Source organism: Streptomyces sp. NPDC127092, assembly GCF_042722475.1.
In the GTDB taxonomy this organism is placed as follows: Bacteria; Actinomycetota; Actinomycetes; order Streptomycetales; family Streptomycetaceae; genus Streptomyces.
On sequence record NZ_JBHXFE010000017.1, the window covers coordinates 137,644 to 150,772 of the forward strand.

At 74.0% G+C, this 13,129-nt stretch carries 7 protein-coding genes; 5 read left to right on the top strand and 2 right to left on the bottom strand.

From position 1 onward, the window contains the following. Nucleotides 1-271: 271 nt before the first annotated feature. On the bottom strand, nt 272-2,128 hold the full coding sequence (locus ACFWJO_RS16825) for an ABC transporter ATP-binding protein (protein ID WP_386865731.1): 1,857 nt from the start codon (nt 2,126-2,128) through the stop codon (nt 272-274). A 92-nt stretch (nt 2,129-2,220) separates the two neighbouring features. Here ACFWJO_RS16825 and ACFWJO_RS16830 point away from each other — a divergent pair, with 92 nt between their 5' ends. The 3 genes from ACFWJO_RS16830 (at nt 2,221) to ACFWJO_RS16840 (ending at nt 7,228) form a co-directional block, all read left to right on the top strand. Next, nucleotides 2,221-2,715, top strand: coding sequence for a MarR family winged helix-turn-helix transcriptional regulator (locus ACFWJO_RS16830; RefSeq protein ID WP_386865733.1), 495 nt, complete (start codon nt 2,221-2,223; stop codon nt 2,713-2,715). Nucleotides 2,716-2,766: 51 nt separating this feature from the next. Next, nucleotides 2,767-5,691, top strand: coding sequence for an FAD-binding and (Fe-S)-binding domain-containing protein (locus ACFWJO_RS16835; RefSeq protein ID WP_386865735.1), 2,925 nt, complete (start codon nt 2,767-2,769; stop codon nt 5,689-5,691). A gap of 139 nt (nt 5,692-5,830) precedes the next feature. Continuing rightward, the gene (locus ACFWJO_RS16840; RefSeq protein ID WP_386865737.1) at nt 5,831-7,228 is read left to right on the top strand and encodes a Gfo/Idh/MocA family protein; all 1,398 of its coding nucleotides are present in this window, start codon (nt 5,831-5,833) and stop codon (nt 7,226-7,228) included. A 79-nt stretch (nt 7,229-7,307) separates the two neighbouring features. Here the strand turns inward: ACFWJO_RS16840 and ACFWJO_RS16845 are convergent, their stop codons facing one another. Then, nucleotides 7,308-8,909 carry a peptide-N4-asparagine amidase gene (locus ACFWJO_RS16845; protein WP_386865740.1) on the bottom strand — a complete coding sequence of 534 codons (1,602 nt, stop codon included), beginning with the start codon at nt 8,907-8,909 and terminating at the stop codon, nt 7,308-7,310. A gap of 181 nt (nt 8,910-9,090) precedes the next feature. Here ACFWJO_RS16845 and ACFWJO_RS16850 point away from each other — a divergent pair, with 181 nt between their 5' ends. Both ACFWJO_RS16850 and ACFWJO_RS16855 read left to right on the top strand, forming a co-directional pair. Continuing rightward, entirely contained in the window at nt 9,091-11,031 is a 1,941-nt protein-coding gene (locus ACFWJO_RS16850) for an ABC transporter transmembrane domain-containing protein (RefSeq protein ID WP_386865742.1), read from the top strand. Continuing rightward, nucleotides 11,028-12,809 (top strand): ABC transporter ATP-binding protein, encoded by a 1,782-nt coding sequence (locus ACFWJO_RS16855; protein ID WP_386865744.1) that lies wholly within the window; start codon nt 11,028-11,030, stop codon nt 12,807-12,809. The genes ACFWJO_RS16850 and ACFWJO_RS16855 overlap by 4 nt, the downstream gene beginning before the upstream one ends. The last annotated feature ends 320 nt before the right edge of the window (nt 12,810-13,129 follow it).

Here is a 13,129-nt window from a genome sequence, read left to right on the forward strand (position 1 = left end):
CCCGGTCCCCCCCCCCCTCGTCGCCCCCCCCTTCCCCCCGGCGGCCACCCCCCCCCCCCCCCCCGCGCACTGCTTGCCTGCGAAGGCGTCAGACGAGCCAGCCCAGGAAGTGGAGGACGCCGGCGAGCAGGTTGGTGATGACGTTCATGGTGGTGCTTTCTCCTCGTGCAGAGCTTTGTGTGGGACTGCGCAGTCGCGGTCTGCAGCCCGTCGCTTGCGCACCGTAATCATCCGGCGCCGCACGGGAGTCGGGCAACGGAATCCGGGACGATCACACGTTCCGGGGAACAACCGCTCCCACGTTCGCGTGTTCTGATGCGCGGGCGTCCCGCCGCACCAGCGCCGCGTACCGCCCGTCCTGCGCGAGCAGTTCCTCGTGCGTGCCGCGCTCGGCGATGCGGCCCGCGTCCAGGACGACGATCTGGTCGGCGTCGCGGACGGTGGAGAGCCGGTGCGCGATGGTGATGGTGGTGCGGCCCGCGGAGAGCGCGTCGATGGCCTGCTGCACGGCGTGTTCGGTACGGGTGTCGAGGGCGCTGGTCGCCTCGTCCAGGATGAGCACGGGCGGGTCGCGCAGGATGGTCCGGGCGATCGCGAGGCGCTGCTTCTCGCCGCCCGAGAAGCGGTAGCCGCGTTCGCCGACGAGGGTGTCGTAACCGTCGGGCAGCGAGGCGATGTGGTCGTGGATCTGGGCGGCGCGGGCGGCGGCCTCTATCTCCTCGTCGGTGGCGTCGGGCTTGGCGAAGCGCAGGTTGTCCGCGACGGAGGCGTGGAAGAGGTAGGTCTCCTGGGAGACCACGCCGACCGCCCGGGCCAGGGTGTCGAAGCCGAGGTCGCGCACGTCGACGCCGTCGAGGGTGACGCGTCCTTCCGTGACGTCGTAGAGCCGGGGCACCAGGTAGCTGAGGGTGGACTTGCCGGACCCGGTGGGCCCGACGACGGCGAGGCTGCCACCGGCCGGCACGGTGAGGTCGATGGTGTCGAGGGTGGGACGGCCCTCGCCCTCGGGGTCGTAGCGGAAGGTGACCTTCTCGAAGCTGACCTCGCCGGAGATCCGGGCCGGGCGGACGGGCTCGGCGGGCTCGGTGATCTCGACGGGCAGGTCGAGGTACTCGAAGATCCGCTGGAAGAGGGCGAGCGAGGTCTGGATCTGCACGCCGGTCGACAGCAGGCTCACCGTGGGCCGGAAGAGGCCTTGCTGGAGCGAGACGAAGGCGACCAGGGTGCCGAGCGATATCGCCGGACCGCCGGCCTGGAGGGCGAGGCCGGCCGCCCAGTAGAGCAGCGCGGGCATGGCGGCCATGACGATGCCGATGGTGGACATCCGCCACCGTCCGGCCATGGAGGAGCGCACTTCGAGGTCGACGAGCCGCTCGGACTCCTCGGCGAAGGACCGGGTCAGGGAGTCGGCACGGCCCATGGTGCGGCCGAGCAGGATGCCGCTGACGGACAGCGACTCGGTGACGGTGGCCGCCATGGCGGCCATCTGCTTCTGGCGGCGGGTGGTGATCTGCTTGCGCTCGCGGCCGACGCGGCGGCTGATGGCGACGAAGACCGGGAGCAGGAGCAGGGAGACGACGGTGAGCCGCCAGTCGAGCGCGAGCATGGCGACGACGGTCGCGACGACGGCGGTGAGGTTGGAGACGAGGGAGGTGGCGGTCGAGGTGACCGTCGCCTGCATGCCGCCGATGTCGTTGGCGATCCGGGACTGGACCTCGCCGGTGCGGGTGCGGGTGAAGAAGGCCAGCGGCATGCGCTGGAGCTGGGCGTAGACCGCGGTGCGCAGGTCGTGCATGACGCGCTGGCCGACGGTGGTGGAGATGAGCGTCTGGAGGACGCCGAAGACACCCGAGACGACGGCGGTGGCGATCATCCCGAGCGCGAGCAGGCTGAGCAGTCCGGTGCGGCCCTGCGGGATCGCGGTGTCGAGGATCTCCCGGAGGAGGAAGGGCGAGGCGACCGAGACCAGCGACGAGGCGGCCACGAGCAGGCCGACGACGCCGAGCCGGCCGCGGTAGGGCCGGAAGAGCCTCAGGATGCGCCGCAGCTGGGCGGGCTCCTTGGGGCCCCGGGGGTCTCGGGGATCTCGGGCGGGGGGCGTCCAGGTGGACTCGTCATGGTGGCGCATGGGCTCCTACGCGGGTTCGGCGACGATACGGTCGGAGCATAGCTCATTGTTACCTATACTCACAATGAACTTGGTCCTGATAGTGTTCCCCCATGAGCATCCCGGCCACTCCCGGCACCGCCGCGTCCGCCGCCTCCGGCGCCGCCGGCGCCCCCGACCCCGACGGCCTCCTCGCCGAGCAGCTGCTCCGGCTGACCCGTCGGCTGCACCGCATCCAGAAGCGGCACCTGGAGCCGGTCGGGATCACTCCCGCGCAGTCCCGGCTGCTGCGGACGGTCGCGCACTACCCGGCCCCGCCCCGGATGGCCGACCTCGCGGCCCGGCTCGAGGTCGTCCCGCGCGCGGTGACCAGTCTCGTCGACGGCCTGGAGGCGTCGGGACGGGTGCGCCGGGTGCCCGACCCCAGCAACCGCCGGGTGGTCCGGATCGAGCTCACCGACGCCGGCCGCGACACACTGAGAGAGCTGCGCAGCGCGCGCCGGGCGGCCGCAGAGGACATCCTTGCTCCACTGACCGTCGATCAGCGCGAGGTGCTCGGAGGTCTGCTGTCCGCTCTGGTCGACCGCGGTCCGGAGCCCGTCTGCTGAGACCGGGGCAGCTGGAGCGGGGCACGGTCGCGCCGGAGGGGAGCCCTGGCCATGCCCGTACGGGAGCCGAACCCGCAGATCCTGCGAGCCGGTACGCGACGACGGGCGGCGCCCGACCGGGTGCCCGACCTCCTGGCCCGGGGCACGCCGAAGCACCTGCGCGAGGAGCTCGCCGCCCTCCTCGGCCCCGAGAAGGTGCTGTCCAGGATCTCCGACCTGGTGCGCTACGCCTCCGACGCGAGCCCCTACCGTTTCGTGCCGCAGGTCGTCGTGGTGGCCGAGGACGTCGACGACGTGTCCGCCGTCCTCTCGTACGCCCGCGGCAAGGGCCGCGAGGTGGTGTTCCGGGCCGCCGGGACCAGTCTCAACGGGCAGGCGCAGGGCGAGGACATCCTGGTGGACGTGCGCCGGCACTGGGCGGGCGTCGAGGTCCTCGACGAGGGCGCCCGCGCCCGGATCCGGCCCGGCACGACCGTCGTCCGGGCGAACGCGGCGCTCGCGCCGTACGGCCGGGTGCTCGGCCCCGATCCGGCCAGCGCCGTCGCCTGCACGATCGGCGGGGTGGTCGCCAACAACGCCTCGGGGATGACCGCGGGCACCACCCGCAACGCGTACCGCACGGTCTCCTCGCTCACCTTCGTGCTCCCGAGCGGCACCGTCGTCGACACCGCCGACCCGGCGGCCGACGAGGAACTGGCGCGCGCGGAGCCCCGGTTGTGCGCGGGGCTCATGGCCCTGAAGGCGGAGATCGAGGCGGACCCCGAGCTGACGGCCCGGATCCGCGCCAAGCACACGATCAAGAACACGAACGGCTACCGGCTCGACGCCTTCCTCGACGGAGCCACCCCGGTGGAGATCCTGCGCGGGCTGATGGTGGGCTCCGAAGGCACCCTGGGCTTCATCGCCGAGGTCGTCTTCGACACCCTCCCCCTGCACCGGAAGGTCTCCAGCGCACTCCTCTTCTTCCCCTCCCTGCCGGCCGCCGCGGCCGCCGTCCCCCGGTTCACCGAGGCGGGCGCGCTCGCCGTGGAGCTGATGGACGGCAACACGCTGCGCGCCTCGGTCAGCGTGCCCGGGGTGCCCGCCGACTGGGCGGAGCTGCCGAAGGAGACGGCCGCGCTGCTCGTGGAGTTCCGGGCGCCCGACGAGGCCGGGCAGCGGGCCTGCGAGGAGGCGGCGGCCGGCGTCCTCGCGGACCTCGCGCTCGTCGCCCCGGTCGCCTCGGTCCGCAACGCCTTCACCCGCGACCCGGGCACCATCGCCGGCTACTGGAAGGCGCGCAAGGCCTTCGTGACGGCGGTCGGCGGCTCCCGCCCCTCCGGTACGACCCTGATCACGGAGGACTTCGCCGTCCCGCCGGCCCGGCTCGCCGAGGCCTGCGCGGAGCTGCTCGACCTCCAGGACCGGCACGGCTTCGACGCGGCCGTCGCCGGGCACGCCGCCCACGGCAATCTGCACTTCCTGCTCGCCTTCGACGCCGGCGACCCCTCCGACGTGGAGCGCTACGCGGCCTTCATGGACGACTTCTGCAAGCTGACCGTGGAGCGGTTCGACGGCTCGCTCAAGGCCGAGCACGCCACCGGCCGCAACATCGCCCCCTTCCTGGAGCTGGAGTGGGGCCCACGGGCGACCGAGCTGATGTGGCGGACCAAGGAGGTCGTCGACCCGGCCGGACTCCTCGCGCCCCGGATCGTGCTCGACCGCGACCCGCAGGCCCATCTGCGCGGCCTGAAGACCATCCCGACCGTGGAGCCGGTCGCCGACCCGTGCATCGAATGCGGCTTCTGCGAACCCACCTGCCCCAGCCACGACCTGACGACCACTCCGCGCCAGCGGATCGTGCTGCGCCGGGAGATGATGCGCCAGGCCGACGGATCACCGGTGGAGACCGGTCTCCTCGAGTCGTACGGCTACGACGCGGTCGACACCTGCGCCGGTGACTCCACCTGCGCGCTGGCCTGCCCGGTCGGCATCGACACGGGCGCGATGATGAAGGAGTTCCGGCACAGGAGGCACTCCCCGCGCGAGGAGCGGGCCGCGATGCTCGCCGCGCGGCACTTCCGCGCCGTGGAGGCCTCCGCGCGGCTCGCGGTGGCCGCGGCCGCCCGGCTCGGCGACCGGTTCCTGGAGTCGGCGACCGGTCTGGCGCGCAAGGCCGTGCGGCCCGGTCTCGTACCGGAGTGGATGCCCGAGATCCCGGGCGCGGCGGCCAGGGGGCTGCCGCGCACCCACCGGCCGGCCGCGGCGGCCGTCTACTACCCGGCCTGCGTGAACCGGATCTTCGGCAGTCCGGACGGCCTCGCGGGACCGTCGCTGCCGGAGGCGGTGGTGGCGCTGTCGGCCCGGGCCGGGCGGCCGGTGTGGATCCCGGACGACGTGGCGGGAACCTGCTGCGCGACGATCTGGCACTCCAAGGGCTACCGGCGCGGCAACGAGGTGATGGCCAACCGGATCGTCGAGGCGGCCTGGGGCTGGACGGCCGGCGGCCGGCTGCCCCTGGTGGTCGACGCCTCCTCCTGCACGCTGGGCATCGCGCGCGAGGTGGTGCCGTACCTCACCGACGACAACCGGGAGCTGCACGCCGCGCTCACCGTCGTGGACTCCCTCGTGTGGGCCGCGGACGAGCTGCTGCCGCGGCTCGACGTACGGCACCGGGTCGGTTCGGCGGTGGTCCATCCGACCTGTTCCATGCGGCACCTGGGCGACGAGGACCGGCTGACCACGCTCGCCGGAGCCTGCGCCGAGGAGGTCGTCGTTCCCGTCGACGCGGGCTGCTGCGCCTTCGCGGGCGACCGCGGCATGCTCCATCCCGAGCTGACCGCCTCCGCCACGGCGCGCGAGGCGGCGGAGGTCACCGCCCGGCCCTTCGACGCGCACCTTTCGGCCAACCGCATGTGCGAGGTCGGCATGGACCGGGCCACCGGCCGTACCTACTACTCGGCGCTGATCGCGCTGGAGCACGCGACCCGCCCGTAATCGGAGCGCCCGGCTCCAGGAGTCCAAGCACCGCTGTCCACAAGTCCAAACGGCACCCTTGCGCAACAGGAGCATCAGCGGCCAAGGTCCTGTGCGGGATTCATGAACCCACCATGCACTCACGGCAATCGGAGGTTCCATGAACGACAGCACTCCCCCGCGCCCCAGCCGTCGCTCCGTCCTCAGGACCACGGGCGCCGCCGGCGCCGGGCTCGGGCTCGGCGCCCTGGGCACGGGCCCCGCCGAGGCGGCGCAGCCGTCCGAGGACACCTCCTCGACTCCCCCGCGCCGGGGCGCCACGATGGCCGGTGTCCCCTTCGAGCCGCGCTCCACGGTCCGGGTCGCCCTCGTCGGCCTCGGCAACCGCGGCGGCAGCATGATCGACCTCTATCTGGCCCTGCCGGACGTCCGGGTGGTCGCGGTGTGCGACCCGGTGCGGGCGAAGGCGGAACGGGCGGCGGCCAAGGTGGTCGCCGCCGGGCAGCCCGCACCCGCCGTCTACGCCAGCGGGGAGGAGGACTACCTGCAGCTGTACCAGCGCACGGACGTCGACTTCGTCCATGTGGCCACGCCCTGGGACCTGCACTTCGAGCAGGCGAAGCAGGCCATGCTGCACGGCAAGCACGTCGGCGTCGAGTGTCCCGTCGCGCTGCGCCTCGACCACCTGTGGGAGCTGGTCGACCTCTCGGAGCAGACCCGTCGCCACTGCATGCAGCTGGAGAACTGCTGCTACGGGCGCAACGAGATGCGGGTGCTGCGCATGGCGCACGCCGGGAAGTTCGGTGAACTCCTGCACGGCGCCGGGGCGTACAACCACGACCTGCGCGAGCTCATGTTCTCGCCGACCTACTACGAGGGCCCCTGGCGCCGGCTCTGGCACACCCGGCTGCGCGGCGACCTCTACCCGAACCACGGCTTCGGCCCGGTCGCCAACTACATGGACGTCAACCGGGGCGACCGGGTGGTCAGCATCAGCAGCGTCGGCACCCCGGCCCTCGGACTCGCCGAGTACCGGGCGGCGAACATGCCGAAGAACGACCCCAGCTGGAAGGAGTCGTACATCGAGAGCGACCGGACGATCAGCCTGGTCCGGACGGCGAAGGGCCGCGTCATCCGGCTGGAGCACGACGTGTCGACCCCGCACCCGTACAGCCGGATCAACAGCCTCGGCGGCACCAGGGGCGTGTTCGAGGACTACCCGGCGCGGATCTATCTGGAGCCGGACCACAAGGGCCACCAGTGGGGCGACTTCGGCGCGTACGCCGCCGACTTCGACCACTGGCTCTGGAAGGAGCACGCCAACCCGCCGGGCGGCCACGGCGGCATGGACTACATCATGGTGTTCCGTCTGACGCAGTGCCTACGGCTCGGCCTCGTGCCGGACTTCGACGTGTACGACGCGGCCACCTGGACGTCCCCGGTGCCGCTGAGCCACGCCTCGATCAAGTCCGGCGGCGCCCCGCAGCCGATCCCCGACTTCACGCGCGGCGAGTGGCGCAGGGCCCGCTCCGGCGTGGACTCGGTCAGGCCGGTCTGACGGCGCGGGAGGCGTCCGGGTCCGGCCCCGCGTTCCCGGCCGGCCGGGTGCCGGCCGGGCCCGGACTCCCTCGCGCGGCTCAGCAGCGCCGCAGGTCCTCGACCAGGGTGCCCTGGACGGTCTTCAGGGAGCGGTCGTAGCAGCCGTCGGAGCCGTAGCGACGGTAGCGCTCGGCGCTGGTGCCGACCGCGTGCCGCTGCTCGCGCGGGACGCCGAGGGTGAAGGCGGCGTCGCCGGTGTACGTGTCGTCGAGCCGGGACCAGGACAGCCGCTTTCCGTCCCGGACCACGTCGACGGAGGCGCGGTCGCCGACGGTCAGCACCGTGCGCAGCCGGTTGTCGGCCCCCACGGTGATCTCGCCGTCCATCGCGTAGGCGCGGTGGGTGCGGGTGGCGGTCCGGCCGACGGTCACCGTCTCGTCGTCGGTCCAGTGCGCGGTGAGCGCGTCCGGGTTCTCGTCGGCGCCCCAGCGGTGCGTGGAGCCGTGGCCGACGGTGCGGGTGACGGTGGTGGTGACCCGGCCGTGCGAGGTGTCGAGGTGTCCGGCGACGGTCAGGGTGTGCCCGCCGGTGATCTCCAGGCGGTCGGGCGAACCGGGCGTGTACACCGCGGAGTTGCGCGGGGTGCCGACCTCGTGGCGGTCGAGGGCGCCGGTGACGACGGCCCGGCCCTCGTCCTGCCAGAGCAGCACGTTGGTGGGAACGCTCCAGCCGGACTGTCCGGCGGGGACACCGGCCACGGAGACGTCGACGCGGTGGGCCTTGCCGTCGTTGAGCTGCGCCGCGAACGGCGTGAGGTCGTAGACGACCGGCTGGACGTCGAAGGCGCGCGGGGCGGGGGTCACGTACCAGAGGAAGGGGTTGGACCAGCCGCCGGTCCAGACGTGCGGGAAGGGTGCGGCGATGCCCGCGAGCTTTCCGTCGACGGAGATCTGCACCTCCCGGTACGGGCCGTCGGTGGCCTTGCAGGAGTAGGGCGCGGCGTCGGGGACGGTGAGGTACCAGAACTCCTCGCAGCCGCCGCCGGAGCCGGTGGCGTACACCTCGGCGAGGATCCGCTCGGTGTTGCGCGGGGTGGTGAGCGTGGCGCCGGTCAGCGGCAGGACGCGGTCGGGGGTGCCCGCGGCCGGGCGCACCGTGCCCTGGGCGGTGTGGAAGGTCAGGGTGACGCGGACGTCGAGGACGCCGGTGTAGGTCTCGTTGACGACGTTGCCGATGAGCATCTCGACGGGCTGCGGGCGGCTGAGGGTGTCGCGGTAGCGGGTGACGTCCTTCTCGACGGACCAGGCGATGCCGTCGGGCGAGGGCTCGGGCGTGGAGGTGCGGAGGATCTCGACGCCGCCGACGGTGAGGTAGCCGAGGCGGTCGTACTGACGGCCCTTCACCGTGCCTTCCAGGCGCAGGACCACCTTGTTCCAGCGGGTGCCGCACTCCTTCGGCGGGGCGTAACTCCCCTTGTACGGCGTGAAGTCGCGGAACTGGGCGGCGGCGAGGGTGACCTGGCAGCTGCGGGTGCCGGGGGTGTCGACGGGCGGCGCGGCGGTGACCGGGTCGTGCCAGTCGGTGGTGAACTCGGCCGGCGGGGTCGGGGCCTCGTCCGCGTGGGCCGCGGGGGCGGCGAGCAGCACTCCGGCGGCCAGGGTGAGGCCGCTGATCATGCTCATGATCTTCCGTTGTCTCATGGGTCGTGAGTGAAGCGCGGGCCTCGGGACGCGGTCCAGAGGGCGGGGGTCCGGCTTGGCCGGATGTGTTCCCGGTTGCCGGAAAATCGTTTGCCGACGGTGGGCGGGCGGCGCGAGCCTTGAGCGGTTCGGGACGTCACGTGACCGGTCCACGGCATCGGTCGAGAGCGCTGGGAACGTCATGCAGATTCGCGATCTACCGTATGCCGACCCGGGGGTGCCGGACGTCCGCTCGGGCTCCCGGTTCCTCCTCTGGCTCGGCCGGAAACAGCTGGGCGGGCAGGTGCGGTGTGTGCTGTGGGGCCTGCTCCTGCAGCTCGGCATCGCCGGTCTTCCGCTCGGTGTCGGCGTCGCCGTGCAGGCGGTCGTGGACCGCGACGGCGGCCGGCTCGGCCTGGGCATCGGACTGCTCGTCGCCTTCGGCCTGGCCATCGCGGCCGGCGACATGATGGTCCATCGGGTGGCCGTCACCAACTGGATCACGGCCGCCGCGCGCGTCCAGCAGCTCCTGTCGCGCAAGACCGCCGAGCTCGGCTCGGTGCTGACCCGCCGGGTCGCGGCGGGCGAGGTCGTGGCCGTGTCCACGTCCGACGTGGAGAAGATCGGCTGGTTCGTCGAGGCCGCCTCGCGGTTCGCGTCGTCCGCGATCGCGCTGGTGATCGTCTGCGTCGGTCTGGTGCTGTACCAGCCGGACCTCGGCCTGGTCGTGGCCCTCGGCGTCCCGGTCCTCGCGCTCGCCGCGCTGCCGCTGCTCCCCCGCGCCACCCGCCGGGCCGACGAGCAGCGCGAGAAGGCCGGCCGGGCCACCGAGCTGGCCTCCGACACCGTCGCCGGTCTGCGGGTGCTGCGCGGCATCGGCGGCGAGGAGCTCTTCCTCCGCCGCTACCGGTCCGCCTCCCAGGAGGTGCGCCGGGCCGCGGTGCGCAGCGCCCGGATGTGGGCGCTGATCGCCGCGATCCAGGTGCTGCTGCCCGGCCTGCTGCTCGTCGGCGTCGTCGTGTACGGCGCGCGGCTCGCCCTCGACGGGCGGATCGGCGTCGGCGAACTCGTCACGGTGTACGGCGCGGTGGCGCTGACCCACCACCCGCTGCGCACGTTCGAGGAGATCGCCATGGCGTACTCCTTCTCACGGCCGTCCGCGCGGCGCGCGGCGCGGGTGCTCGCCCTGTCGCGCACGACCACGCCGGCGGCGGGGGCCGGGGCGGGGGTCGCTGCCGGGGGTGCGGCCGGGGCCGGGGCCAGGGTCGCTGCCGAGGCCGGGGCCGGGACAGGGGCGGGGGTCGCGCCCCGGGCAGGGACCGGGACCGGGGCCGCGGCCGGCGAGGAGGTGCCGAGCGGTGACCTGTACGACCCCGTGACCGGGGTGCGGGCGCCCGCCGGTGGGCTCACGGCGGTGGTCTGCGGCGACCCGGACGCGGCCGGCCGGCTCGCGGACCGGCTCGGCGGCCACCCGGCGGAGCCGGGCGAGGAGCATGCCTCCGTGCTGCTCGGCGGCGTCCCGCTCGACGGGCTCGCGCTCGACACGGCCCGTACCGCGGTCCTCGTCCAGGACAAGGATCCGGTGCTGCTCTCGGGCACCCTGCGGGAGCTGCTCGACGTGCCGTCCTCCGGCAAGGTCGCGGCGGCCGACGCGCTGGACGCGGCCCAGTGCGGTGACGTGCTCGACGCCCTCGCACAGGCCTCCGTGGACACCGGAGGCGACCCCATGCGGACCCGGATCACCGAGCGCGGCCGCTCGCTCTCCGGCGGCCAGCGACAGCGGCTCGCGCTGGCCCGTTCGCTGGTCGCCGACCCGGAGGTGCTCGTCCTCGACGAGCCGACCTCGGCGGTCGACTCGCACACCGAGTCCCGCGTCGCGGCCGGGATCAAGCGGCTGCGGGCCGGCCGGACGACCGTCGTCCTCGCCTCCTCGCCGCTGCTTCTGGACCTCGCCGACCAGGTGGTCCTGGTCGACGGCGGCACGGCCGTCGCCACCGGCACCCATCGCGAGCTGCTGGCCCGCGAGCCCCGCTACCGGGCCGTCGTCACCCGCGAGACGGACGACGAGCTCGCCGGCGCGGCCCTCGACGACGAACTGCGGGAACTCGAGGCGACCGAGGAACTCGAAGGAGAATCGGCATGATCGGCCTGGCCCCGCCGGAGTACGACCCGGCGGCACCGCAGTCGGCGACCACGCTCCCGGTCGGCACCGCGTCGACGGTGCGGACGTACGTCAGGGGGCTGTTGCGCCGTCACCGGGGCGCGTTCGCGGCGCTCGTCGCCGTCAACGGGATCGCCGTGACCGCGTCGATGGCCGGGCCCTATCTGCTCGGCTCGGTCGTCGACGACCTCACGGCGGGCGCCCGGGAGCTCCACCTGGAGCGCACGGCCGCCCTGTTCGTGGTCGCCCTGCTGGTCCAGACGTTCTTCACGCGCCTGGTCCGGCTGCGCGGCGCGATGCTCGGCGAGGAGATGCTGGCCGATCTGCGCGAGGACTTCCTGGTGCGCTCGGTGGCCCTGCCGCCGGGCGTCCTGGAGCGGGCGGGGACGGGCGACCTGCTGTCCCGGATCACCACGGACGTCGACCGGCTGGCCGAGGCCATGCGCGAGGCCGTGCCGCAGCTCGTCGTCGGCGTGGTGTGGGCGGGACTGCTCGTCGGCGGCATCGCGGTGACCGCGCCGCCGCTGGCGGTCGCCGTGCTCTTCGCCGCGCCGCTGCTGATCGTCGGCGCGCGCTGGTACTTCCGCCGGGCGCCGTCCGCGTACCGCTCGGAGGCCGCCGGCTACGCGGCCGTGGCCGCGGCGCTCGCGGAGACCGTGGACGCGGGCCGTACGGTCGAGGCGCACCGCCTGGGCGGGCGGCGGGTCGAGCTGTCGGACCGGCGGGTCCGGGAATGGACCCGCTGGGAGCGCTACACGTTGTTCCTGCGCTCGGTGCTCTTCCCGGTCGTCAACCTCACCCACACCCTGGTGATCATCTCGGTGCTGCTGGTCGGCGGGCTGTTCGTCTTCCGGGGCTGGATGGACGTGGGCCAGCTGACCACGGGCGCGCTGCTCGCGCAGATGCTGGTCGACCCGGTCGGGATCGTGCTGCGCTGGTACGACGAGCTCCAGGTGGCCCAGGTGTCCCTGGCGCGGCTCGTCGGCGTCCGGGACATCGAGCCGGAGGCGGGTGACCCGGAGCTGCGGCCCGAGGGCCGCGCGGTGCGGGCCGAGGAGGTCCGCTTCGGCTACCGGGAGGGCGTGGACGTACTGCACCAGGTGTCGATGGACGTCGCCCCGGGCACCCGCCTCGCCCTGGTCGGGCCGTCCGGGGCCGGGAAGTCCACGCTCGGCAGGCTGCTCGCGGGGATCTACGCCCCGCGTTCCGGCGCGGTCACCCTCGGTGCGGCGGAGCTGGCGCGGATGCCGGCCGAGCGGGTTCGTGAGCACGTGGCCCTGGTCAACCAGGAGCACCACGTCTTCGTGGGCACGCTCCGCGACAACCTGCTGCTGGCCCGGGCGGGGGCCGGGGACGACGAACTGTGGGAGGCGCTCGCCGCGGTCGACGCGGACGGCTGGGCGCGGGCCTTCGAGGAGGGCCTGGACACCGAGGTCGGCTCGGGCGGCCTGGCGCTCACCCCGGCCCAGGCCCAGCAGGTGGCCCTCGCCCGGCTCGTCCTCGCCGACCCGCACACGCTGGTCCTGGACGAGGCGACCTCGCTCCTCGACCCGCGCGCGGCCCGTCACCTGGAGCGCTCGCTGGCCCGGGTCCTGGAGGGCCGCACGGTCGTCGCGATCGCCCACCGCCTCCACACGGCGCACGACGCGGACCTGATCGCGGTGGTGGAGGGCGGCCGGATCAGCGAGCTGGGCAACCACGAGGAACTGGTGGCGGCGGACGGCGCGTACGCGGCGCTGTGGCGGTCCTGGCACGGCTGAGGCCGTCCCTTCCGGATCTCGGCCGGGATCGCCGCGGCCGGGCCGCCGGCGGTGAGACGGCGCTGAGCGCCGCCGCCGCGAGCGCGCGTACCCCCTGGGTAGGTGTCTCGCCGACCGGGCCGGGGCCGGCGACGCCGTGCGGCGGCCGGGCCTGCGACATCCGGCGGCGGGCCGGTCCGGCGACACCCGGCGGCGGCCAGGCTTGCGACGCCCGACGGCGGGCCGGTCCGGCGGCGGCCGGTCCGGCAACACCCGGCGACGCCCGGCGGCGGGCCGGTCCGGCGAAACCAGGCGACGCGCGGCCGCGGCCGGTCCGGCGT

Coding starts and splice junctions, on each gene's coding strand:
- ACFWJO_RS16825 (WP_386865731.1), bottom strand. CDS start 2,128: ATGCGCCACCATGACGAGTCCACCTGGACGCCCCCCGCCCGAGATCCC.
- ACFWJO_RS16830 (WP_386865733.1), top strand. CDS start 2,221: ATGAGCATCCCGGCCACTCCCGGCACCGCCGCGTCCGCCGCCTCCGGC.
- ACFWJO_RS16835 (WP_386865735.1), top strand. CDS start 2,767: ATGCCCGTACGGGAGCCGAACCCGCAGATCCTGCGAGCCGGTACGCGA.
- ACFWJO_RS16840 (WP_386865737.1), top strand. CDS start 5,831: ATGAACGACAGCACTCCCCCGCGCCCCAGCCGTCGCTCCGTCCTCAGG.
- ACFWJO_RS16845 (WP_386865740.1), bottom strand. CDS start 8,909: ATGAGACAACGGAAGATCATGAGCATGATCAGCGGCCTCACCCTGGCC.
- ACFWJO_RS16850 (WP_386865742.1), top strand. CDS start 9,091: ATGCAGATTCGCGATCTACCGTATGCCGACCCGGGGGTGCCGGACGTC.
- ACFWJO_RS16855 (WP_386865744.1), top strand. CDS start 11,028: ATGATCGGCCTGGCCCCGCCGGAGTACGACCCGGCGGCACCGCAGTCG.